At 64.1% G+C, this 24,073-nt stretch carries 20 protein-coding genes; 18 read left to right on the top strand and 2 right to left on the bottom strand.

Features of this window, described 5'->3' with window-relative positions:
• The first annotated feature begins 1 nt into the window (after position 1).
• The 3 genes from mnmG to mnmA are packed head-to-tail and all read left to right on the top strand — an operon-like array spanning position 2 to position 3,529.
• On the top strand, positions 2-1,864 hold the full coding sequence (gene mnmG, locus D1159_RS02895) for a tRNA uridine-5-carboxymethylaminomethyl(34) synthesis enzyme MnmG (protein WP_161844201.1): 1,863 nt from the start codon (positions 2-4) through the stop codon (positions 1,862-1,864).
• A gap of 10 nt (positions 1,865-1,874) precedes the next feature.
• Positions 1,875-2,492, top strand: a complete 618-nt coding sequence (locus D1159_RS02890; RefSeq protein WP_161844200.1) for a cyclase family protein — start codon at positions 1,875-1,877, stop codon at positions 2,490-2,492.
• Entirely contained in the window at positions 2,489-3,529 is a 1,041-nt protein-coding gene (gene mnmA / locus D1159_RS02885; protein WP_161844199.1) for a tRNA 2-thiouridine(34) synthase MnmA, read from the top strand. The genes D1159_RS02890 and mnmA overlap by 4 nt, the downstream gene beginning before the upstream one ends.
• Positions 3,530-3,615: 86 nt before the next feature.
• On the opposite strand, the gene D1159_RS02880 is transcribed toward mnmA, so the two are convergent.
• Positions 3,616-4,998 (bottom strand): MATE family efflux transporter, encoded by a 1,383-nt coding sequence (locus tag D1159_RS02880; protein WP_161844198.1) that lies wholly within the window; start codon positions 4,996-4,998, stop codon positions 3,616-3,618.
• Between the two features lie 83 nt (positions 4,999-5,081).
• Positions 5,082-8,753, bottom strand: a complete 3,672-nt coding sequence (gene nifJ / locus D1159_RS02875; protein WP_161844197.1) for a pyruvate:ferredoxin (flavodoxin) oxidoreductase — start codon at positions 8,751-8,753, stop codon at positions 5,082-5,084.
• Positions 8,754-9,147: 394 nt separating this feature from the next.
• Here nifJ and D1159_RS02870 point away from each other — a divergent pair, with 394 nt between their 5' ends.
• From D1159_RS02870 to D1159_RS02800, 15 genes are all read left to right on the top strand, one after another.
• Positions 9,148-9,645 (top strand): GNAT family N-acetyltransferase, encoded by a 498-nt coding sequence (locus D1159_RS02870; RefSeq protein ID WP_161844196.1) that lies wholly within the window; start codon positions 9,148-9,150, stop codon positions 9,643-9,645.
• 194 nt (positions 9,646-9,839) lie between these two features.
• Positions 9,840-10,076: an acyl carrier protein gene (locus D1159_RS02865; protein ID WP_161844195.1), complete on the top strand. Its 237-nt coding sequence runs from the start codon at positions 9,840-9,842 to the stop codon at positions 10,074-10,076.
• A gap of 4 nt (positions 10,077-10,080) precedes the next feature.
• The gene (gene accB, locus D1159_RS02860; RefSeq protein WP_161844194.1) at positions 10,081-10,512 is read left to right on the top strand and encodes an acetyl-CoA carboxylase biotin carboxyl carrier protein; all 432 of its coding nucleotides are present in this window, start codon (positions 10,081-10,083) and stop codon (positions 10,510-10,512) included.
• Positions 10,513-10,524: 12 nt separating this feature from the next.
• Positions 10,525-11,886 carry an acetyl-CoA carboxylase biotin carboxylase subunit gene (accC, locus tag D1159_RS02855; RefSeq protein WP_161844193.1) on the top strand — a complete coding sequence of 454 codons (1,362 nt, stop codon included), beginning with the start codon at positions 10,525-10,527 and terminating at the stop codon, positions 11,884-11,886.
• Positions 11,887-12,146: 260 nt separating this feature from the next.
• The gene (gene accD / locus D1159_RS02850; RefSeq protein WP_161844192.1) at positions 12,147-13,028 is read left to right on the top strand and encodes an acetyl-CoA carboxylase, carboxyltransferase subunit beta; all 882 of its coding nucleotides are present in this window, start codon (positions 12,147-12,149) and stop codon (positions 13,026-13,028) included.
• Positions 13,021-13,974 (top strand): acetyl-CoA carboxylase carboxyltransferase subunit alpha, encoded by a 954-nt coding sequence (locus D1159_RS02845; protein WP_161844191.1) that lies wholly within the window; start codon positions 13,021-13,023, stop codon positions 13,972-13,974. The genes accD and D1159_RS02845 overlap by 8 nt, the downstream gene beginning before the upstream one ends.
• On the top strand, positions 13,971-14,906 hold the full coding sequence (locus D1159_RS02840) for a beta-ketoacyl-ACP synthase III (RefSeq protein ID WP_161844190.1): 936 nt from the start codon (positions 13,971-13,973) through the stop codon (positions 14,904-14,906). The genes D1159_RS02845 and D1159_RS02840 overlap by 4 nt, the downstream gene beginning before the upstream one ends.
• Positions 14,907-14,921: 15 nt before the next feature.
• Complete coding sequence (locus D1159_RS02835) at positions 14,922-15,854, top strand: nitronate monooxygenase (protein ID WP_161844189.1); 933 nt, start codon at positions 14,922-14,924, stop codon at positions 15,852-15,854.
• Positions 15,851-16,786, top strand: coding sequence for an ACP S-malonyltransferase (gene fabD, locus D1159_RS02830; protein WP_161844188.1), 936 nt, complete (start codon positions 15,851-15,853; stop codon positions 16,784-16,786). Before D1159_RS02835 ends, fabD begins: the two co-directional genes overlap by 4 nt.
• A complete protein-coding gene (gene fabG / locus D1159_RS02825) occupies positions 16,783-17,526 on the top strand; it encodes a 3-oxoacyl-[acyl-carrier-protein] reductase (protein ID WP_161844187.1) in 744 nt (247 codons plus the stop codon). The genes fabD and fabG overlap by 4 nt, the downstream gene beginning before the upstream one ends.
• 582 nt (positions 17,527-18,108) lie before the next feature.
• The gene (fabF, locus tag D1159_RS02820) at positions 18,109-19,350 is read left to right on the top strand and encodes a beta-ketoacyl-ACP synthase II (protein ID WP_161844186.1); all 1,242 of its coding nucleotides are present in this window, start codon (positions 18,109-18,111) and stop codon (positions 19,348-19,350) included.
• Between the two features lie 5 nt (positions 19,351-19,355).
• Positions 19,356-19,793, top strand: coding sequence for a 3-hydroxyacyl-ACP dehydratase FabZ (gene fabZ, locus D1159_RS02815; protein ID WP_161844185.1), 438 nt, complete (start codon positions 19,356-19,358; stop codon positions 19,791-19,793).
• An 87-nt stretch (positions 19,794-19,880) separates the two neighbouring features.
• Entirely contained in the window at positions 19,881-20,333 is a 453-nt protein-coding gene (locus D1159_RS02810) for a MarR family transcriptional regulator (RefSeq protein WP_161844184.1), read from the top strand.
• 246 nt (positions 20,334-20,579) lie between these two features.
• On the top strand, positions 20,580-21,911 hold the full coding sequence (locus tag D1159_RS02805) for a solute carrier family 23 protein (RefSeq protein ID WP_243152080.1): 1,332 nt from the start codon (positions 20,580-20,582) through the stop codon (positions 21,909-21,911).
• Between the two features lie 305 nt (positions 21,912-22,216).
• Positions 22,217-23,617, top strand: a complete 1,401-nt coding sequence (locus D1159_RS02800) for a solute carrier family 23 protein (protein WP_161844183.1) — start codon at positions 22,217-22,219, stop codon at positions 23,615-23,617.
• Positions 23,618-24,073: the final 456 nt, after the last annotated feature.

Genomic DNA, 24,073 nt, shown 5'->3' with positions numbered 1-24,073 from the left:
TATGGACTATCAAGCCAGAGCATTTGATATCGCCGTCATCGGCGCGGGACACGCGGGAATCGAGGCCGCCCTGGCGGCCGCCCGGCTGGGGCTGGAGACCGTCTGCTTCACGGTGAATCTGGACGCGGTGGGCAATATGCCCTGCAACCCCGCCATAGGGGGCACCGGGAAGGGGCACTTGGTCCGGGAGCTGGACGCCCTGGGGGGCGAGATGGCCCGGGCCGCGGACCAGGCGTGTATTCAGTACCGTGTGCTCAACAAGGGCAAGGGGCCGGCAGTGTGGTCCCTGCGGGCCCAGGCCGACCGGCGGGCCTATCAGGCGGTGATGAAGCGCACGCTGGAGCGGCAGGAGCGCCTGTGGGTCAAGCAGGCGGAGGTAACGGATATTTTTACCCAAGACGGGGCGGTGTCGGGGGTGCGCACCGCCACCGGGGCAGTGTACCCCGTCCGGGCGGCGGTGATTGCTGCCGGCACCCACCTGGGGGGGCGGACCATCGTGGGGGAGACCGTCCGGGACATGGGGCCCGACGGGCTGGCCGCCGCCCTCCCCCTGACGGGGTCCCTGCGGGCTTTGGGCCTGCCCCTGCGGCGGTTCAAGACGGGGACGCCCCCCCGGATCAGCGCCCGCAGCGTGGACTTCTCCAAAATGGAGCTCCAGCCTGGGGACAGCGCCCCGGTGCCCTTCTCCTTTGAGACGGAGCAGGCCCCGGAAAACCGGGCGGTCTGCTATCTCACCTATACCAACGCCCGCACCCACGCGGTGATCCGGGCCAACCTCCACCGGGCCCCCCTGTACTCCGGCGCCATTGAGGGGGTGGGGCCCCGGTACTGCCCCTCCATCGAGGACAAGATCGTCCGCTTCGCCGGCAAGGAGCGCCACCAGCTCTTTATTGAGCCCATGGGGCTGGACACGGAGGAGCTGTACATCCAGGGGCTGTCCTCCTCTCTGCCGGAGGAGGTGCAGATCGCCATGGTCCACACCATCCCCGGGCTGGAGGAGGCGGAGCTCACCCGGCCCGCCTACGCCATTGAGTACGACTGCATCGACCCCACCGCGCTGCTGCCCACTCTGGAGTGCCGGGACGTGCCTGGCCTCTACGGAGCGGGGCAGTTCAACGGCTCCTCCGGCTATGAGGAGGCGGCGGTCCAGGGCTGGGTGGCGGGGGTGAACGCCGCCCTCAAGCTGCTGGGCCGTCCCCCGCTGGTGCTCCGCCGGGACCAGGGGTACATCGGCGTGCTCATTGACGATCTGGTGACCAAGGGCACCAACGAACCCTACCGGATGATGACCGCCCGGACGGAGTACCGCCTGCTTCACCGGCAGGACAACGCCGACCAGCGCCTGTGTCCCATCGGGTTCCAGGTGGGGCTGGTCAGCCGGGAGCGGCTGGAGCGGGTGGAGCGGAAATACGCCGCGGTGGCGCGGGAGTGCCGCCGGCTGGAGCACGTGGGCGCCCCCCCCTCCCCGGCGCTGGACGCCATGCTGGAGCGCCGGGGGGAGCCCCCCGCCCCCAGCGGAGCCCGGCTGGCAGATCTCCTCCGCCGTCCCAAAGTGGCTTACCACGATCTGGCCCCCTTCGATCCCCAACGGCCCGCCCTCACCGGGGCGGAGAAAGAGTCGGTGGAGATCGCGGTGAAATACCAGGGCTATATTGACAAGCAGCTGCGGCAGGTGGAGGAAATGCGCCGGATGGAGGACCTCTCGCTTCCCCCCGATCTGGACTATCTGAACATGGGGGGCCTCCGGCTGGAGGCCCGGCAGAAGCTGGATCGGATCCGCCCCCTGAATCTGGGCCAGGCCGCCCGGATCTCCGGCGTGTCCCCGGCGGATCTCACCGTCCTGCTGGCGGCGGTCCAGCGGTGAGGGAAGCGTCATGCGTGTGATTGACCTGACCCACCCCATGACAGATGGACTGCCAGTGTGGCCCGGCGACCCGGCGGTGTCCCTCACCCCCGCCGCCGGGCTGGAGGCCGGCGGATGCCGCCTCACCCGGCTGGCATTTGGCTCCCACACCGGCACCCATATGGACGCCCCCGCCCATGTGCTTCCCCAAGGGGCCGCTCTGGACACGATCTCCCTGGAGCAATGCACCGGCAGCGCGTCCATTGTGGAAAACTTTCCCCCTCCGGCAGAATTGAACCGGTATGCCGGGGCAGATTTCCTGCTCTTTTCCACCGGATGGGACCGCCGCTGGGGAAAACCCGGCTTTTTTGCCAGCTACCCCGTGCCTGAGCGGGGGCTCATCGAGGCCCTGTCCCGGATGAACCTGAAGGGCGTCGGGCTGGACACCCCCTCCCCCGACACTCCGGACAGCCACGATCTGCCCCACCACCGGCTGCTGTTGGAGGCGGGGCTGGTCCTGATTGAAAATCTGGCCGGCCTGGCTCCCCTGCGGGGGCGGACCGTCCCCTTTTGCGCCTTTCCCCTGGCCTGCGCCGGGACAGACGGCGCGCCGGTCCGGGCCGCGGCCTTTTTGGAGGATGAATTTTGAGCAAACCGAAACTTGTACTGGGCCTGTCCGGGGGGGTGGACTCCGCCGCCGCCGCACGGATGCTCCAAGAAACTTATGACGTGACCTGCCTGTGGCTGGATATCGGCCTGGGGGGCGGGGAGGACGCTGCCGCCGTGGCGGACAGCCTGCACCTGCCCTTTGAGACAGGGGATATCCGCGCCGCTCTGGAGCGGGAGGTCTGCGCCCCCTTTGCCGCCGCCTATCTGGCGGGATGTACCCCTCTGCCCTGCGCCATGTGCAACCAGGCGGTAAAGTTTCCCGCCTTGATCGCCCTGGCGGACCGGATTGGGGCGGAATTCGTGGCCACCGGGCACTATGCCCGCCGGGGAACCGGCGCGGACGGCCGGGCGCTCCTCCTGCGGGGCCGGCCTGCCAACGATCAGTCCTACATGCTGGCCCGGCTGTCTCAGGACATTCTCCGCCGGTGCGTCTTTCCTCTTGGGGGGCTGGACAAAGGGCAGGTGCGGGCTCTGGCGGCGGAGTACGGCCTCCCTGTGGCGGGCAAGCCGGACTCCATGGAGCTGTGCTTTGTTCCCGACGGAGACTACGCCGCCTGGCTGGACCGCCGGGGAGATACCCCGCCGCCGGGGGATTTTGTCTCGCCGGAGGGCGCCGTCCTGGGCCGGCACCGGGGCATCCACCACTATACCCTGGGCCAGCGCCGGGGACTGGGGGTATCCGGCCCCCACCGGTACTTTGTCGCCGCCATCCGGCCGGACACCAACCAGGTGGTCCTCTCTGACGGCAGCGGCCTGCACACCAGCCTTGTCCGCTGCACGGATCTAAACTGGATCGCCCTGGACGCCCCGGCGGGGGAGCTGCCCTGCACCGTCCGGCTGCGCCACTCCAAGACGGAGGCCCCTGCCCTGCTGCGCCCCAACGGTCTTTTTGCGGACATCCGCACACTCCAGCCCGCCCGCGCCCCCACCCCTGGCCAGCTGGCCGTCTTCTACCAAGGGGAGGCGGTCCTGGGCAGCGGCTGGATCATCCCAGCCAGCGGCGAAGCCGGCGCGTAGGGGGATCCCCGCTTATACGCCCAGATAGGAAAACGCTCTGTATTTCTTTCCAGAGAAATACAGAGCGTTTCTGTTTTGAGGAACTATCAGGTACCGTCCATGGCTATATTCCGCCGCCAGCGGCCGGACAGATAGTAGAGAATAATGACGCACAGGGCGCCGGCGGAGGCCACCGGGGCCCCCAGACCCACCCCAAACATGCCCATGTCCAGCACCAGCGAGAAGACGACGCACACCGGAATGCGCAGCAGCAGGGCGGACATCATATTGTTCAGCAGTGAGAAGGTGGTGTGTCCGCTGGCGATGAACAGCCCGTTGATGCAGAAGCAGAGGGGCACAAAGAGGTAATCAAAGCAGAAGGAGCTCATGTATACCACGCCGTACTCCACCAGGGCGGGCTCCTCGTTGAAGGCACCGATGATCTGGGCGGGGAAGCACTTGGCGACGGCGAACACCGCCGCGCTGAACGCAAACGCAATGCCGGTGCCGATCCAGCAGGTCTTCACCGCCCGGTCCCACCGTCCGGCGCCGATGTTCTGGGCGCACACCGTGGAGATGGACGCCCCCAGCGCCACCGCCGGCATGATGGCGAAGCCGTTGAACTTGGACACCACCCCCACTGCGGCGGAGGCATTCTCCTGGCCGATGATATTGGTTAAGATGGTGATAATCAGAAAGGACAGGCTGGTGACTCCGTTCTGCACCGCGGAGGGCAGGCCCAGCCGGAAGATGTGGCCCATATAGTGCCGGTTGATACGGAAAGACTTGGGCTTAAAGTCAAAGACAAAATCGCTGCGCACCAGAGTCACCATGCACAGCACCACGCTCAGGGCCTGGGAAAATACGGTGGCGATGGCCGCGCCCAGGGCCCCCAGGTGGAATATGGCCACCAGAATGTAGTCCAGCACAATGTTTGTAATGCAGGCGATAAGCACGAAGTAGAAGGGGCGCTTGGAGTCCCCCATGCCCCGCTGTACCGCGCTGAGCACATTATAGGCAAAGATAAACAGAATGCCGGCACAGGTGACGGTGAGGTAGCGGTCCGCCTCCTGATAGGCGGCGGGGGGCGTCTGGATCAGGTTGAGGATGGGCACCCGAAGAAAGATCATCAAAGCCGTGATGACTGCCCCGGCGATAAGCAGGGTGGTCATCAAGGTGGCCGTGACCTCCTCCATTACCTTCTGATCCTTCCGCCCCATGGCCTGGGCAATCAAAATGGTGCCGCCGGTACACAGGCCGACTACCACATTGGTCAGAATAAAGGTGATCTGACTGCCGATATTCACCCCGGACATGCTGATATTGTCCGCGAACTGGCCCACAATCCACATGTCGGCCACGCTGTAAAAGGACTGGACCAGATTGGACGCCAGAAAGGGCAGGGCAAACAGAATCAGTTGCTTGACCACGCTGCCCTGGGCCAGATTGCGGCCGTACTGGCCCTCCTGCGCGGTCTTTTCTTCTTCCATAAAATCTCCATTCTCTCTTTTGTTTCGAAAGGACCCGCCCCGGTTTTCACCGGGGCGGGTCCTGAATTTCCTTCTGCTGAAACTTACTGATACAGCTCGGTGAGCTTCACCAGATGCTCGTACCGGGCCTTGGCCGCGGCTTCGTTCTGGGCGAAGAGCTCCTTGGCCACGTCGGGGAAGGACCGGGTCAAAGAGGAGTAGCGGGCCTCGTTCATCAGGAACTCCTGATATCCGCCGGCAGGGGCCTTGGAGTCCAGGGTGAAGGGGTTCTTGCCCTCGGCCTTGGCGGCGGGGTTGAACCGGAACAGGTTCCAGTAGCCGCACTCCACGGCCTTCTTCATCTCGCTCTGGCAGTTGGTCATGCCGCCCTTGATGGAGTGCATCTCGCAGGGGGCGTAGCCAATGATGAGGGAGGGGCCGTGATAGCTGACGGCCTCGTTGATGGCCTTCAGGGTCTGGGCGGGGTTGGCGCCCATGGCCACCTGGGCCACGTAGACATAGCCGTACTGCATGGCGATCTCCGCCAGGGACTTCTTGGCCACCCGCTTGCCGGCGGCGGCGAACTGGGCCACCTGGCCGATGTTGGAGGCCTTGGAGGCCTGACCGCCGGTGTTGGAGTAGACCTCGGTATCAAAGACGAAGACGTTCACATCCTCGCCGGAGGCCAGCACATGGTCCAGACCGCCGTAGCCGATGTCGTAGGCCCAGCCGTCGCCGCCGAAGATCCACACCGCCTTCTTGGACAGGTACTCCTTGTGCTCCAGAATGTCGGCGATGAGCTTGCAGGCGTCGCAGTCGCAGAACTTGGCGCCGGCGGCCTTCAGCTCCTTGGCATGGGCCTGGAACTGGGGCAGCTTGTCGCCAAAAACCTTGGCGGCCTCGGGGCTGGCGGTGAAGGCCACGATCTCGTCCACCGTCATCAGGGCGTACTCCAGGGCGGCGATATATTCCTTGGTGGCCTCGGCGTTGGCCTCGGCGTCCTCCATGGTGTCCAGCCACTTCTGGGCGGCCTGCTTCACCTCAGGCACCGCGTGGGGCACCTCGATCAGGGCGCGGGACTGGCCGGCCAGCCGCTCCCGGATGGCCTTCTGGCCCAGGTACAGGCCCAGGCCGTGCTCGGCATTGTCCTCAAACAGGGAGTTGGCCCAGGCCACGCCCTTGCCGTCCTTGTTGACGGTGTAGGGAGAGGTGGCGGCGGGACCGCCCCAGATGGAGGAACAGCCGGTAGCGTTGGAGACGTACATCCGCTCGCCGCACACCTGGGTGACCAGGCGGGCGTAGGCGGTCTCGGCGCAGCCGGCGCAGGAGCCGGAGAACTCCAGCAGGGGCTGCTTGAACTGGCTCTCCTTCACGTTGTTGGAAGAGGCCATGTCCTTCTTCTCGGCCACTTCGGCCACCATATAGTCAAATACCTTCTGCTGCTCGGCTTCCTGCTCCTGGGGAACCATGGTCAGGGCCTGAACCGGACAGACCTTGGCGCACACGCCGCAGCCCATGCAGTCCAGGGGGGACACGGCGATGGCGAACTGATAGGTGCCCTTGCCCTTGCCGGCCTTGATCTCCACGGTCTTGGCGGCAGCGGGGGCGTTCTTGGCCTCCTCATCGGTGAGGGCGTAGGCCCGGATGGTGGCGTGGGGGCAGACGTAGGAGCACTGGTTGCACTGGATGCACTTGCCGGAGTCCCAGGTGGGCACACTGACGGCCACGCCCCGCTTCTCATAGGCGGCGGCGCCCTGGCAGAAGGTGCCGTCGGCGTGGTCCTCAAAGGCGGAGACAGGCAGGCTGTCGCCGTCCATACGGCCCACAGGCTGCATGATATTCTGCACCATCTTTACGGTGGCGGGCTCGCCCTTCAGAGTCTCGGCGCTGGCGGTGTCGCTGGCGTCCTTCCAGGAGGCGGGCACGTCGAACTTCTGGAAAGCGGTGGCGCCCAGGTCGATGGCCTTGTGGTTCATATCCACCACATCCTGGCCCTTCTTCAGGTAGGAGTGGGTGGCGGCGTCCTTCATATAGCCGATGGCCTCGTCAATGGGCATCACGTTGGCCAGCTTGAAGAAGGCGGACTGGAGGATGGTATTGGTGCGCTTGCCCATGCCGATCTTGATGGCCTCGTCAATGGCGTTGATGGTGTAGACCTGGATGTTGTGCTCGGCGATATAGCGCTTGGCCACGGCGGGCATGTGCTTATCCAGCTCCTCCGCGGACCACTGGCAGTTGATGAGGAAGACGCCGCCGTCCTTCACGTCCCGCACCATGGGGAAGGCCTTGACGATATAGGCGGGCACGTGGCAGGCCACAAAGTCGGCCTTGTTGATATAATAGGGGCTCTTGATGGGCTTGTCGCCGAAGCGCAGGTGGCTGACGGTGACGCCGCCGGTCTTCTTGGAGTCGTACTGGAAGTACGCCTGGACGTATTTGTCGGTGTGGTCGCCGATGATCTTAATGGAGTTCTTGTTGGCGCCCACGGTACCGTCGCCGCCCAGGCCCCAGAACTTGACCTCGATAGTGCCCTCCGCCGCGGTGTTGGGGCAGTCGTGCTCCGGCAGGGAGAGCTCCGTCACGTCGTCCACAATGCCGATGGTGAAGATGCGCTTGGGCGCGGCCTTCTGAAGCTCCTCATACACGGCGAAGACGCTGCTGGGCGGGGTGTCCTTGGAGCCCAGGCCATAACGGCCGCCGATGACGGTCTTGTCGGTAATGCCGGCGTTGGCCAGGGCGGTGATCACGTCCAGGTAGAGGGGCTCGCCCTGGGCGCCGGGTTCCTTGGTCCGGTCCAGAACGGCGATCTTTTTGGCGGTGGCGGGAATGGCGGCGATGAGCTTGTCCGGGCAGAAGGGCCGGTACAGGCGGACCTTCACCAGGCCCACCTTCTCGCCGTGGGCGTTGAGGTAGTCGATGACCTCCTCCGCCACGTCGCAGATGGAGCCCATGGCGACGATGACCCGGTCGGCGTCGGGCGCGCCGTAGTAGTTGAACAGCTGATAGTCGGTGCCCAGCTTGGCGTTGACCTTGCCCATATACTCCTCGACCACGGCGGGAACCGCGTCATAGTACTTGTTGCAGGCCTCGCGGTGCTGGAAGAAGATGTCGCCGTTCTCGTGGGAGCCGCGCATCACGGGCCGCTCGGGGTTGAGGGCGCGCTTGCGGAAAGCCTCCACGGCGTCCATATCCACCATTTCCTTCAGATCCTCGTAGTCCCAGATAGCGACCTTCTGGATCTCGTGGGAGGTGCGGAAGCCGTCGAAGAAGTTGATAAAGGGCACCCGGCTCTTGATGGAGGCCAGATGGGCCACGGCGGCCAGATCCATGACCTCCTGGACATTGCCCTCGGCCAGCATGGCAAAGCCGGTCTGGCGGCAGGCCATCACGTCAGAGTGATCGCCAAAAATGTTCAGGGCGTGGCTGGCCACGGTGCGGGCGGACACGTGGAACACGCAGGGCAGCAGCTCGCCGGCGATCTTGTACATATTGGGGATCATCAGCAGCAGGCCCTGGGAGGCGGTATACGTGGTGGTCAGGGCGCCGGCGGCCAGGGAGCCGTGCACCGTACCGGAAGCGCCGGCCTCGGACTGCATTTCCACCACCTTGACGGTGGTGCCGAAAATATTTTTACGGCCCGCGGCAGCCCACTGGTCCACATTATCGGCCATGGGGCTGGAGGGGGTAATGGGGTAGATGCCGGCAACCTCTGTAAAAGCGTAGGATACATGGGCGGCCGCTGTATTGCCGTCCATCGTTTTCAGCTTACGAGCCATGAAACGATTCCTCCTTGTGTGGTTTTCCTTTTCAGCAGCGTCATTATTCTAACACCAACCGTCCCCTTTGTAAATTGGTTCACGGAAAAGAAATTGGAATTTCCATAAAAAAATCTTGATTAGAAATAGTAACAGACGGATAAATACATTAAACTGCACATTTCAGTTCAAAAGCGATAGATAGTATGATGCCTCGGGACATAGAAAGTATACATGAAATAAATATTAGTATGCAGGGTTTATTTAAAGAAAGGCAGAGATGCAAGCGACCTCCGGGGGCCCTGTGCAGGCGGCCCGTGCGGCGGGCACAAAACTCCCGCCCCTGGGGGCTCTCCGTCTATTTGCCTCCCCTCCGCCTCTGTGCTATAATAGCCGAAAAAAGGAGTTGACAGCTATGTCTATTGTCATCCGCCACGCCCGTCCGGAAGATTTGGACGGGATATGCGCCGTAGAGCAGGCAGGCTTCCCCCCGGCGGAGGGGGCCACCCGGGCGGCGTTTGCCTACCGCCTGTCCGCCTTTCCCCAGTGGTTTTTGGTAGCCGAGGATGGGAACGCCATAATAGGCCTTATCAACGGCCCCGAGACCAGCGCTCCCTTTCTGTGTGACCGCCTGTACGAGCCCGGCGGCGCGGAGGAAGGCGGACCCACCCTGGCCATTCTGGGGCTGGCCGTCCTGCCGGAGTACCGCCGGCAGGGAGTGGCGGGGCAGCTGATCCAGTCCTATCTTCAGCTGGCCCGGGCGGCGGGAAAGCAGCGGGTAGTCCTCACCTGCAAGGAGGGGCTGATTCCTTACTACGAAAAATTCGGCTTTGTCAACCGCGGGGTCTCTGCGTCCGTCCACGGAGGCGTGGTCTGGTACGATATGGAGCGAGCTATGGATTTAGTCCCCTGATTCTTGTCAGGAACGGAGAAATGGAGCGCCTGTTCAGGCGCTCCATTTTTCTATTTTGTTGGAAATGGAAAAAAGTGCTTGACAACAGGGGGGAACTGCCGCTAAAATATGGTTCAATCTATTTAGTTAAATTAATTTAACTAAATAGATTGAACTGAATTGCCGCGACACTGTCGCTGAAAGGAGCGCTTGCTATGTTTGAGAAGGTTCGTGAGATTATTGTAAGCAACCTGAGCTGTGATCTGGAGGCCGTCACCATGGAGGCCAGCCTGACCGAGGATCTGGAGCTGGACTCCCTGGACGCGGTTGATCTGAACGCCGCCCTGGAGGAGGAGCTGGGCTTCGCCATGCCGGACGAGGTTTTGAAGGATATCCAGACCGTGGGCGACATTGTCCGCTATCTGGAGGCCCACGACGGCGGGGCTGAGTAACGCCATGGAGCTGAAGGACATTGTGGCGCTGATGGACCGGTTCGAACACAGCGCCATCCGGTCCATGGAGGTGGAGCTGGGGGATGTCCGGGTGTGGATGGACAAAAACGCCCCCGATCAGGGGGCATCCTCCCCCCATGCCCAGGTTCCGGCCTGCGTGCCCCAGCCCATCCCCGCGCCGGCGGAGCCGGAGCAGCCCCAGGGCGCGGTGATCAAGGCCCCGCTGGTGGGTACCTTCTACGCCGCGCCCGCACCGGACGCCGCCCCCTTCGCCCCGCCGGGCACGGCGGTCAAGAAGGGCCAGACGGTGTGCATTCTGGAGGCGATGAAGATGATGAGCGAGGTTCCCGCCCCCCAGGACGGTGTGATCGGGGAAGTCCTGGTCTCCGACGGGGCGCTGGTGGGCTTTGATCAGCCCCTGTTCCGCTACAAATAGGGGGCTTTGGCTATGTTCAAGCGTGTATTGATTGCCAACCGGGGGGAAATTGCGGTGCGGGTCATCCGCGCCTGTCAGGAGCTGGGGATTGAGACGGTGGCAGTATACTCCACCGCCGACGCCGACGCCCTCCACGTCCAGCTGGCGGACCGGGCAGTTTGCGTGGGTCCGCCCAGGGCGGCGGAGAGCTACCTCAACGTCCCCGCCCTGCTCACCGCCGGAGTGGAGAGCGGCTGCGACGCCGTCCACCCCGGGTACGGCTTTCTCTCCGAGGACGCCGCCTTTGCCGATCTGTGTGTGAAAAGCGGCCTGACCTTCATTGGCCCCCCGGGCTGTGTTATCCGCCGGATGGGGGATAAAGCCGCGGCCCGCAGCCTGATGAGGGGCAGCGGCGTGCCGGTGGTCCCCGGCTCCGACGGCCCGGTGGCAGATTCGGACGCTGCTCTGCGCCTGGCGGAGGAGATCGGCTATCCCGTCCTGCTCAAGGCCAGCGCCGGCGGGGGCGGACGGGGGATGCGCCGGGTGGACCGGCCGGAGGAGCTCCCCGCCCTCTTCCAGGAGGCGAAGCGGGAGGCGGAGTCCTGCTTTGGGAATGGCACCCTCTACCTGGAAAAGCTGATTATCAATCCCCGGCACATTGAGTTTCAGATTCTGGCGGATCAGCAGGGGAATGTTATCCACCTGGGGGAGCGGGACTGCTCCATCCAGCGGAAAAATCAAAAGCTGGTGGAGGAATCCCCCTCCCGGGCCCTGACGCCGGGACTCCGCCAGGCCATGGGGGAGACCGCCGTGGCCGCCGCCCGGGCGGCGGGCTACGTGAATGCCGGCACGGTGGAATTCGTCCTGGACAGCGCCGGCCGCTTTTACTTTATTGAGATGAACACCCGCATTCAGGTAGAACATCCAGTAACGGAGCTGGTCACAGGGGTGGATCTGGTGCGGGAACAGCTGCGCATCGCCGCCGGCCTGCCCCTGTCCGTCCGGCAGGAGGAGGCCCTCCCCGCCGGATACGCCATTGAGTGCCGCATCAATGCGGAAGACCCCGCCCAGGACTTCCGGCCCTGTCCGGGGACCACGAAATTCCTCCACCTCCCCGGCGGGCCCGGCGTGCGGGTGGACACCATGCTTTACAACGGCTACGCGGTCAGCCCTTATTACGACAGCCTGGCGGCAAAGGTGGTCGTCCACGCCTCCACCCGGCTGGAGGCCATCCGAAAAATGCGCCGGGCCCTGTCTGAGCTTGTTGTAGAGGGCTACCCCACCACCGCCTCCTTCTGCTATCTGCTGCTTCACCATCCGGAGTTTGTCCAGGGGCGGTACGATACCGGATTTCTCGCCGGACATATGGAGGAGATCCTGGCCTGGGAGAAGTGAGGGCCGGCACTCCTATTGTAACGTAAGCCCGAGGCTTTAACTGGGACCGCGTTGATCGGCAGACCGGCAAAACGGCATGGCAGTCATCCGGCGCAGTGCGCCGGGTGGGCCTATCGTCATGGGGGATTCTCAAGGGGGGTGCCCCCCTTGAGCCCTTTGGGGTTCCGGGGCCCTTTCGGGAAAGGGCCCCGGACGCCGCCCGCGCAGGGCAGTTCCCCGGAGGGGCCCTGCACAATCGTCTAAAAAGAGGAGAACCATCCATGAACAATCTCTTTCGTGCCCGGCGGGAGCGTCTGGAACAGCTGCGCCGGCAGCGGGGGCTGGAGGGAAAAACGGGCGCCCGCCGGACGGGAGCCGCGCTGTTCCACCAGTGCCCCGGCTGTCAGGCCATGATGTCCAAGGGGGAGCTGGCCCGGACGCACTATGTCTGTCCCCAGTGCGGCTTTCACCACCCCATCGGGGCCTATCTCCGGCTGTCCATGCTGCTGGATCCCCAGACCTTTCAGGAGCTGGACTCCCATCTCACCGCCGGAAATCCCCTGTCCTTTCCCGGCTACGAGGAAAAGCTGGCCCGGCAGCGGGAGAAGACCGGCCTGGAGGAGGGGGTGGTCACCTGCAAAGGGAAGGTCAGCGGCCGGGCCGTTGTGGCCGCCGTGCTGGACAGCCGCTTTCTCATGGGCAGCATGGGGGTGGCAGTGGGGGAAAAGATCACCCGGGCCATTGAGACGGCCCGGAAGCAGAAATGCCCCCTGATCATCTTTTCTGCCAGCGGCGGCGCCCGAATGCAGGAGGGCATTCTGTCCCTGATGCAGATGGCCAAGACCAGCGCCGCCCTGGAGCGGCTGCGCCGGAGCGGCGGGCTTTATATCTCCGTTTTCACCCACCCCACCACCGGCGGGGTGACCGCCTCTTTTGCCTCCCTGGGGGACATCATCCTGGCGGAGCCGGGGGCCCTCATCGGCTTTGCCGGCCCCCGGGTGATTGAGCAGACCATCGGCCAGAAGCTGCCGGAGGGGTTCCAGCGGGCGGAGTATTTGGAGGAACACGGCTTTGTGGACCAGATCGTCCCCCGGGACCAGCTGCGGGGCGTGATCACCCGGCTGCTCACCCTCCATGAGAAGGGGGGGAAGCTGCGTGATTAAGGAGATTGAGAGCAGGCTGGCCCTGATGGACCAGGAGCTGGAGGGGCTTCAGAGCAAGGAAGACGGCCCCTCGCGGCTGCGGCGGGCCCAGCTGGCCCGGGACCGGGCCGAGCTGCTGGAGCTGTGCCGGGACTGCGCCCCGGAGGACAACGTCTATCTGGCCCGCCACCCAGGCCGGCCGGGGACGGCGGATTTTATCAGCGCCCTTTTTACCGAGTTTTTTGAGTGCCGGGGGGATCGGCTCCACCGGGAGGATCCGGGAATTTTAGGGGGCATCGCCCTGTTCCACGGCCTCCCCGTGACGGTTATCGGCCACCGGAAGGGAAAAACGCTGGAGGAAAACGTGGCCTGCAACTTCGGAATGCCCTCCCCCGAGGGCTACCGCAAGGCCCAGCGGCTGATGGGGCAGGCGGAGCGGTTCGGCCGGCCGGTGATCACGTTTATTGACACCCCGGGGGCCTACCCCGGCCTGGAGGCGGAGGCGGAAGGCCAAGGGGAGGCCATTGCCTCCACCCTGGCGCGGATGAGTGCCCTGACCGTGCCGGTCATTGCCGTGGTCACCGGGGAGGGTGGCAGCGGCGGTGCCCTGGCCCTGGGGGTGGCCAACCGGGTGCTGATGCTGGAGCACGCGGTGTACTCCGTCCTCTCCCCGGAGGGATTCGCCTCCATTTTGTGGAAGGACGCCGGCCGGGCCGGGGAGGCCGCGGCACTGATGAAGCTCACCGCCGCCGACCTGCTGGCCCTGGGGGTGGCGGACGAGGTCCTCCCCGAGCCCTTGGGGGGCGCCCACCAGGACCCCGCCGCCGTCTTTGACACGGTGGACCAGGCCCTGCTGCGCCACCTGGCCCCGCTGCTGAAGCTGCGGGATCCGGCCGGCCAGCGGTATCAGAAATTTCGCGCCATGGGCCTGGGGGCCATCCCCGCCGCCCGAAAGGAGAAGCCATGAAGGGACTGCGCTTTGTAGGGACCGGACGGTGCGTCCCCGAAAAAGTTGTGACAAACGACGACCTCAGCCGGCTGGTGGATACCAGCGACGAGTGGATCCGCACCCGTACCGGCATCGCCCGGCGGCATTTCTCCCAGGGAGAGACAGCGGTGGAGCTGTGTACCGCCGCCGCCCGCATCGCCCTGGAGCGGGCCGGAATTGCCCCGTCGGAGATCGGCGTGTGCGTGGTGGCCACCTGTACCCCGGACTGCGCCTCCCCCTCCAACGCCTGTCTGGTGCAGGCGGCGCTGGGTCTGCCGGAGGATATCCCCTGCTTTGATCTGGCCGCCGGCTGCACCGGCTTTGTCTATGGGCTGGAGACGGTGCGGGGCCTGCTCACGGTCAGCGGAAAGAAGTACGCCCTGCTCATCGGGTGCGAGCAGCTCAGCCGGGTGCTGGATATGACCGACCGGAGCACCTGCGTCCTCTTTGGGGACGGGGCCGGCGCGGCGGTGCTGGCCCTGGAGGAGCGTATGTGGTATGCCTGGCTGGGCAGCCGGGGGAACCGGGATGTACTGTGGCTCAATGGCCCCGGGCCGGAGACCACGCATCTGCATATGGACGGCCCCGGGGTGTACCGCTTTGCGGTAGAGGCCCTCCCCGCCTGCGCCCGGACCCTGTTGGCCGGCAGCGGCCTCGCCTTGGAGGACATACGCTGGATCGTCCCTCACCAGGCCAACCGCCGGATTATTGAGACTGCCGCCAAGCGTCTGAACTGCCCCATTGATCGGTTTTATCAAAATATGGAGCGCTACGGCAACACCTCCGCCGCCAGTGTACCCATCGCCCTGGACGAGATGGCGGAGCAGGGCCTGCTCCAGCCTGGAGACCGGGTGATGGCAATCGCCTTCGGCGCAGGCCTGACCTGGGGCGGCGCCCTGTTTGAATGGTAAAGAAAGGAAACTTCCATGAAACTGAATGAACTTCTGGGGATTGAATTCCCCTTTATCCAGGGCGGTATGGCCAACATCGCCACCGGCGAATTTGCCGCCGCCGTCTCCAACGCGGGGGCGCTGGGGATTATCGGCGCCGGCGGCATGACGGTGGACAGCTTCCGGGAACACATTCGTCTCTGCCGGGCCCGGACGGAAAAGCCCTTTGGGGTGAACATTATGCTGATGCACCCCCAGGCGGAGGAGCTGGCTCGGGTGGCGGCGGAGGAGCGGGTGGCGGTGATCACCACCGGCGCCGGCAACCCCGGCCCCTATGTGTCCATGTGGAAGGAGGCGGGGGCCAAGGTCTTCCCTGTGGTGTCCGCGGTTTCCCTGGCCAAGCTGATGGCCAAGGCGGGGGTAGACGGCGTCATTGCGGAGGGGGCCGAGAGCGGCGGCCACGTGGGGGAGAGCACCACCATGGCGCTGGTGCCCCAGGTGTGCGACGGGATAGACCTGCCGGTGATCGCCGCCGGAGGGGTGGCCAGCGGCCGGCAGCTTCTGGCCGCCTATGCCCTGGGGGCCTGCGGCGTCCAGCTGGGCACCTGTCTGCTGGTGAGCGAGGAGTGTCCCATTCATCTTAACTATAAGCAGGCCGTCCTCAAGGCCAAGGACACCGGTACCACCGTCACCGGCCGCATTGCCGGCACCCCGGTGCGGGTGCTGAAAAACCAGATGGCCAGAGACTACATCGCCCACGAAAAGGCGGGGATGGACAAGATGGAGCTGGAGCAGTTTACATTGGGCAGCCTGCGCCGTGCGGTCTTTGACGGAGACACCAAGACCGGCAGTCTCATGGCCGGCCAGGTGGCGGGAATGCTCCATGAAATCCGGCCCCTGCGCCAGATCTTTGAAGCCCTCCACAACCAGGCCCAGGCCCGGCTGGCGGAGCTGGGGGGTGTCCTGTGAAGCTCGCCTTTTTATACGCCGGCCAGGGGGCCCAGCACGTGGGCATGGGCCGGGATTTTTACGACGCCTATCCCCTCTTTCGCGCCCTATTCGACCAGGCGCCGGTGGAGTTCGACTTAAAAAAGCTCTGCTTTGAGGGGCCGGAGGACCAGCTCGGCGACACCCGGTATACCCAGCCCTGCATGGTGGCCTTCGCCGCCGGAGTCACCGCGCTGCTCTTTCAGGCGGGGATCCGCCCCGCCATGGCCGCGGGGCTCAGCCTGGGGGAGTACTCCGCCCTCAGCGCCGCCGGCGTGCTGGATCCCATGGAAGCGGTCGCCCTGGTGGCCTTCCGGGGGAAGGCCATGGCCCAGGCGGTACAAGACCGCCCCTGCGGCATGGCCGCCGTGCTCCAGCTGGACCGGGAGAAGCTCCAAGCCGCCTGCGCCCAGGCGGCGGAGCTGGGTGTGGCGGAGATTGCCAACTACAACTGCCCCGGCCAGCTGGTCATCGCCGGGGATGCCGCCGCGGTGGCGCGGGCGGGAGAGCTGGCCAAAGCGGCCGGGGCCCGGCGGGTGATCCCCCTGAACGTCAGCGGCCCCTTCCATACCAGCCTGATGGCCCCCGCCGGGGATGCCCTGGCGGAGCGGCTGCGCTCTGTCCGCTTCGGGGCTATGAAGTTTCCGGTGCTCTTCAACTGCAAGGGGGACGTGATGGGTCCCGGGGACACCATCCCCGGCCTGCTGGTGCGTCAGGTCCAATCCAGCGTCTATCTGGAGGACACCATCCGCGCCATGGCGGACCACGGCGTGGACACCTTTGTGGAGATTGGGCCGGGCAAAACCCTGTCCGGCTTTGTCCGCAAGACGGTAAAGGGGGCGGCGGTATACGCCATTGACACGGCGGAGGACTTTGCCGCCGCTGTCACGGCCCTGAAAGGAGCAGAGAAATGAATTTAAGGGGAAAAAATGCCCTGGTCACTGGCGGAAGCCGGGGGATTGGCCGGGCGGTGTGCCTGGAACTGGCCCGTCAGGGGGCCAGCGTGTGCGTCAACTATGCCGGCAGCGCCGCCGCGGCCCAGGCCGTGGCGGAGGAGTGCCGCGCCCTGGGGGTGCAGGCCTTTGCCTGTCAGGCCGACGTATCCGACGCCCAGGCGGTTTCCGCCATGGTCCAGACGGTGATCGACACCTTCGGCCGGCTGGACATTCTGGTGAACAACGCCGGCATTACAAAGGACCGTCTGGCCCTCCAGATGAAGGAGGAGGAGTTTGATGCGGTGTTGGATACCAATCTGAAAGGCGCTTTTCTGTGCATGAAGGCGGCTTACCGCCCCATGATGAAGCAACGCTGGGGCCGCATTGTCAATCTGTCCAGCGTGGTGGGCCTGCGGGGCAACCCAGGCCAGGCCAACTACGCCGCCAGCAAGGCGGGCCTCATCGGCATGAGCAAGTCCATCGCCAAGGAGCTGGCCAGCCGGAACGTCACCGTCAACCTGGTGGCCCCCGGGTTTATCGACACCGATATGACCGCCGCCCTCCCTGAGACCGCCAGATCCGCTCTGCTGGCCTCCATCCCCATGGCCCGGCTGGGTCAGCCGGAGGACGTGGCCCGGGCGGTGGCCTTTTTCGCCGGAGAGGACAGCGGGTATATTACTGGGCAGGTTTTGTGCGTAGACGGGGGAATGGCGGTTTAGACGCTGCGCCCCCAGGGGCCCTCCGGGGGGCCCTGCGCGGGCGGCGCCAGGGGCCTTTCCCGAAAGGCCCCTGGACCCAAAGGGCCAGAGGGGGGTGCCCCCCTCTGGACTCCCCCATGACGAGAGTCCAGGCGGCGCACCGCGCCGCCACCACTGCCTCAACGTTCTGATAATCTGGCAATCAACGCCGCCCCAGCTGGGGTCTTGCGCTTACGTCACAAAAAAGTGCCGGGCCTCCCCAGTCGGCCCGGGGGCAGGTTCTCTGCTAGTCATTCCCCCGGGCCGACTCGAGAGGCCCGGCACAGAAATGTAAGTCTGGCAGAAACCCTACGCAGGGACTGGCGCTGCCTGCCAGACTGACACATCGGCATGGCAGTGCTCCGGCGCGGCGCGCCGGGTGGGCCCCTCGTAATGGGGGATTCTCAAGGGGGGTCAACCCCCCTTGAGCCCTTTGGGTCCAGGGCCCTTTCGGGAAAGGGCCCTGGCGCCCGCTGCGTAAGCGGCCCACCCGGCAGGGCTCTCCCCTGGGGGGGGGCGCCCGCACAAATCCGAAACTGTGTTTGAAAGGATTTACGATTGACGATGGAAAAAAGACGTGTGGTCATTACTGGCCTGGGGGCGGTGACCCCCATCGGCAAGACGGCGCAGGCGGCCTGGACCGCGGCCAGGGACGGCGTGTGCGGCATCGCGCCCATTACGCTGTACGACACCTCCGCCATGAAGGTGAAGCTGGCCGGCGAGGTAAAGGACTTCCAGCCGGAGGAGTATATGGAGCGCCGGGAGGCCCGGCGGATGGACCGCTTTACTCAGTTCGCCATGGCGGCGGCGGGGGAGGCGCTGGCCCGCAGCGGCCTGGATATGGCCCGGGAGGATCCCGCCCGGTGCGGCGTGATGGTCTCCAGCGGCATCGGGGGCATGAATACCATCCAGTCCGAGTGCAAAAAGGGGGCGGAGAAGGGCTATGACCGGATCTCTCCCTTCTTTATCCCCATGATCATCCCCAACATGGCGGCGGGACAGATCGCCATCAAATACGGCTTTCAGGGGATGTGCGTGTGTCCGGTGGCGGCCTGCGCCGGGGGCGGAAACGCCGTGGGCGACGCCTTCCGCCACATCCGGGACGGCTATGCCGAGGTGATGGTATGCGGCGGCGCGGAGGCCGCGGTGGCGGAGATGGGCGTGGGCGGCTTCACCTCTCTAAAAGCCCTCACTACCTGCGCCGACCCAGCGCGGGCCTCCATTCCCTTTGACAAGGAGCGCTCCGGCTTCGTCATCGGCGAGGGGGCCGGCATTTTGGTGCTGGAGGAGTACGGCCACGCCAAGGCCAGAGGGGCGGAAATTCTGGGGGAGATTGTGGGCTACGGCGCCAACTGCGACGCCCACCACATCACCGCCCCCGCCCCCAACGGAGCAGGGGGGGCCGCCTGTATGGCCCAGGCCCTGAGAGACGCCAGCCTCCCCCCGGAGGCCATCGGCTATATCAACGCCCACGGCACTTCCACCGCCATGAACGATGTCTGTGAGACGCAGGCGGTAAAGGCGGCCTTCGGCCCCCACGCAAAGGCGCTGATGATGAGCTCTACCAAGTCCATGACCGGCCACTTGCTGGGGGCCAGCGGCGCGGTGGAGGCCATTTTCTCCGTGCTGGCCCTGCGGGACCAATTCGCCCCCCCCACCATCCACTATGCCGTCCCCGACCCGGAGTGCGATCTGGACGTGGTACCCAACCAGGGCCGCTCCGCCCGGCTGGACTATGTCCTGTCCAACTCCCTTGGCTTCGGGGGGCATAACACCAGCCTGATTTTCAAACACTGGGAGGGGTAGACAGCGTGGAACTGAATATTGAACAGATTATGGAACTTCTCCCCCACCGGCCGCCCTTTTTGCTGGTGGACCGGATCACCGACTGCCGGCCCGGCCAGTCGGCCCGGGGAATCAAGTGCGTCACGATGAACGAGCCCTTTTTCACCGGCCATTTCCCAGGTAGCCCCATTATGCCCGGGGTCCTCATTCTGGAGGCGCTGGCCCAGACCGGGGCGGTGGCCGCCCTCTCGCTGCCGGAGAACCGGGGCAAGCTGGCCATCTTCGGCGGGGTAAAGCAGGCCCGGTTCAAGCGCCCAGTCACCCCCGGGGATGTACTGGAGCTGTCCTGTGAGCTCATTGAACAGCGTGGACCGGTGGGCTACGGTCGGGCTGCGGCCCGGGTGGAGGGGAAAATCGCCTGTCAAGCGGAGCTTACTTTCGTCCTTCAGGACCCGCGCCCATGACCGGGATCTATTTTTCAGCGTGCCGCTTCCCATCTGCTATAAAATCTGGTATGGTAAAACACCAAGGCAAGGATGGGACGTGATAAAATGCTGGAGCAGGATTTTAATGAGGTGTATACAAAATTTAAGCTTCATTTCTATCAGGCGGTCTTTTCCCGCTTCCAGAAACGGGAGGCCAGCCTGACTACGGTGGAAACCTTCTGCATGGAGATTATCATGGCCCTGGGCCGTCCCACCATCAACGAATTCGCCCGTTTTGTCAATATCTCCCCCCCCAACGCAGCCTACAAGGTAAACAGCCTCATCCAGAAAGGGTATGTCCGCAAGGAGCAGTCGCCGGCGGACAAGCGGGAGTATCATTTGGAGGTTACCTCCAAGTATATTGACTACTATAATATCAGCTACCGGTATCTGAGCACAGTGATGGAGCGTATTAAAAGGCGCTTTTCCCCGGAAAAAGTCCGTGAGCTGGAGGAGATGCTGCAAGTGATATCCGATGAGCTGATGCCGGAGATCCCCCTGCCCCATCGGGAGGAGTAACCCCCATTTATTGAAAAGTCTTCCAAGTTGCGCCGCGGCTTGGAAGACTTTTGTTATTTTGCACAAAATCCAGCGGAGATTCTCTTGCACTTAAACCAGAGGGTACAACTTGAAAGAATTTATTTCGTGTGTTATAGTGATATAGTCTTCTGATGTGTTGACGGATTACCCCCTCCCTTGCCGCTGAAGACCTCCCCCCAATCCGGGCGGGGAGCGACAATCAAGGAACTTTGGAGGTAATTGATCATGAATATGCCACACAATGGCGGGGCAGCGGAGAACGGGCTGTTCCAGTGGCGGGGCAAAGTGACCATGGCCCAGGTGCTGCCCATGGGAATGCAGCATGTGGTGGCCGCGGTGGTGAGTACCGTGGGTCCCGCCCTGATGGTCTCTAAAAACTGCGGCCTGGATTCGGAGACCACCACCCTGCTGGTGCAGATGGCCCTGCTGATGACCGCGTTTTCCACGCTGATTATGCTGTTCCCCATTACGCGCTTTATCGGATCCGGCCTGCCGGTGATTATGGGAGTGGGCTTTACCATTCCCACTCTGATGAGCAAGACCTTTACTCTGCCGGAGATTTTAGGCGGACAGATCATCGCCGGTGTGGTGGCCATTGTGTTTGGTCTGTGCATCAAGCCCATCCGCAGGCTCTTTCCGCCCCTGGTCACCGGCACGGTAATTGTGGCTGTGGGTCTGAACCTCTATCCGGTGGCCATCAAATATATGGCCGGCGGCGCGGGCACCCCTGACTTCGGCTCTCCTAAAAATTGGGGGGTGGCGCTGTTTACCTTTGCCCTGGTGCTGGCGCTGCAAAACTTCGGCAAAGGGGTACTGAAGCTGGGCGCGGTGCTGTGGGGGCTGATGGGGGGCTATGTCCTGGCGCTGGCCCTGGGGATGGTCAGCTTTGACGCGGTAAAGACCGCCGGCTGGTTTGCCGTGGCCACGCCCGTGCAGTCCTTCGGCCTGGAGTTCAACTTCTCCGCCATTCTGGCCATGTGCATTCTGTATATTGCAAACTCCCTTCAGACCATCGGCGATATCAGCTCCACCACCAAGGGCGGGCTGGACCGGATGCCCACGGACCAGGAGCTTCAGGGCGGCATTATTTCCCAGGGAATCACCTCTATCCTCGGCGCTCCCTTCGGCGGGCTGTGTACCTGCTCCTACAGTCAGAATGTAGGCATTGTCACCGTCAACAAAGTAGTCAACCGGGCGGTCTTTACCTTTGCGGCAGTGGTTCTGGCGGTGTCCGGGTTCATTCCCAAGCTCTCTGCCGTGCTCACCACCATTCCCAACGCGGTACTGGGCGGCGCTACCATTTCTGTGTTCTCCATCATCGCCATGACGGGGATGAATATGATTTTCGAGTCCGGCCCCTTCACCATGCGCAGCCGTACCGTGGTGGGGCTGGCGGCAGCTCTGGGCATCGGCGTCACCATGGCCTCCGGCTGCCTGGATGGATTCCCCGGCTGGGTGGTGAATGTCTTTGGCTCCTTCGCCCCTGTAGGCACGGCGGTTGTGGCGGTGGCGCTCAACCTGATTTTGCCCAAAGAAGATGCGCCGGCGGTGAAATAACATCAGAATACTGACTACAAAACTGTATCCTTATGCCGGGAGAGCAACCTACAGTGTTGACTCTTCCGGTATTCTTTCCACCGCTTTCATAGGAAATCCAACTATTTTTTATTGATAATCACTGAGACAGAAAGGGGGTGTTGCTGAGACCCAGCACACCATTGAGCATGTTACGAGAGGAGGAGAGGGGCAGACTTTTGCACACGTAACCCGCCATCCGGCAGGCTGTGCCGGCGAACCAAATAGAAGGATACGGCGCCGCCGGAACCGCCGGCCCGGGCCGTATGATATATGAGGTGATTTAAATGGGAAAAACCCCCAGCAACGAGACCCTGTTCAAACTCAATGGAATGCCCCCGCTGGGTCAGGCCATCCCACTGGGCTTCCAGCACGTAGTAGTGGCGATTGTCAGCACCGTCTCCCCCGCAGTTCTGGTGGCTAACGCCGCCAACGCCAAATTCAGCCCGGAAGAGCAGATTATGCTGGTGCAGGTCTCTCTGCTGATGACGGCGGTGGCCATTCTGCTCCAGCTCTTCCCCATTGTCCGGGGCTTCGGCTCCGGCCTGCCCCTGGTGATGGGCATCAGCTTCATTCTGCCCACGCTCATGATTGAGCGCTTTACCTTCCCGGTGATGATGGGAGCCCAGATAGTGGGCGGCATTGCCGGCGCGCTCTTCGCTGTCTTCCTCAAGCCCATCCGCAAGCTCTTCCCCACGGTAGTCACCGGTACGGTGGTTATGACCATCGGTATGTCCATGTACCCCATCGCCCTGCGCAACATGGCCGGCGGCTATACCGAAAACTTCGGCAAGGCGGTCACCTGGGGCGTTGCCCTGTTTACGCTGCTCATTGTGGTCATCTGCGACAACTGGGGCAAGGGGATCGTAAAGCTGGGCGCCGTGCTGTGGGGCCTGGTGGCTGGCTATATCTTGGCTGTGGCCCTCACCGAGGCCGGGATCGCGCCCCTGGTGAACTTCTCCAACATCAAGGACGCCGGCTGGTTTGATCTGCCCATGCCCATGCAGTTCGGCATTGAGTTTGATGTGACCGCCTGTGTCTCTATGGCCATTCTGTTTGTCGCCAACTCCCTCCAGACCATCGGCGATATGAGTTCGCTCACCGTGGGCGGCTTTGACCGTATGCCCACCGACGGCGAGCTTCAGGGCGGCATCATGGCCCAGAGCGTAGGCGCCATTGTGGGCGCGGTGTTCGGCGGTATGCCCACCTGCTCCTACTCCGAGTGCGTAGGTATCGTCACCGTGACCAAGGTGGTCAACAAGATGGTCTTCGGCATTGCCGCCTTCACCCTGCTGGTGTGCGGTCTGGTGCCCAAGTTCGCCTCTGTGCTCACCACCGTGCCTGACTGTGTACTGGGCGGCGCCGTGGTGTCCGTGTTCGCCGTCATCACCATGACCGGCGTGCGCATGGTCACCCAGAGCGGCAAGTTCACCAACCGGAAGAGCACCATTGTGGGCCTGTCCGTGGCGGTGAGCATCGGCATCACCCAGGTGGCCGGCTGTCTGGACGGCCTGCCCGCCGTGGTGGAGACCGTGTTCGGCTCCTTCGCCCCCGTGGGCGCGGCCCTCATCGCCATTCCCCTCAACCTGCTGCTCCCCAAGACCCAGGAGGACCTGGACGACGAGCGGGAGCAGGCCGAGCTGGAGGCCGCCCGGGTGGCCGCCCTCCAGGGCCAGCAGAAGCAGTAAGTCCATACAGATTTGAAAGCAGACGCCCGCCGGCAACCGCCGGCGGGCGTTTTTTTGCGGAGGTCCCGTGGGGGTGCCCTGCGCGGGCGGCGTCCGGGACCCTTTCCCGAAAGGGCCCCGGAACCCCAAAGGGCTCAAGGGGGGGCGCCCCCCTTGAGAATCCCCCATAACGATAGGCCCACCCGGCGCACCGCGCCGGATGACTGCCGTGCCGATGTGCCAGTCCGGCAGACAACGCGGTCCCAGCTAAAGTCTTGCGCTTACGTTACAATAGAAGTGCCGGGCCTCTCGGGCCGGCCCGGGGGTTGTCTACAGAAGACGTTCCCCCGGGCCGACTGGGGAGGCCCGGCACATAAAACCTGGTCTGGCGGGAGACCTACGCAGAGATCACCTATTTCGAAAGACGCTCAGGGCGCTGAGGCAGTGGTGGCGGCGCGGTGCGCCGCCTGGCCCCCC

This window comes from Pseudoflavonifractor sp. 524-17 (assembly GCF_009935845.1).
Classification (GTDB): domain Bacteria; phylum Bacillota; class Clostridia; order Oscillospirales; family Oscillospiraceae; genus Pseudoflavonifractor_A.
Note: the sequence above shows the minus strand (reverse complement) of the source record. Positions and strands in the feature narration are given on the sequence as shown.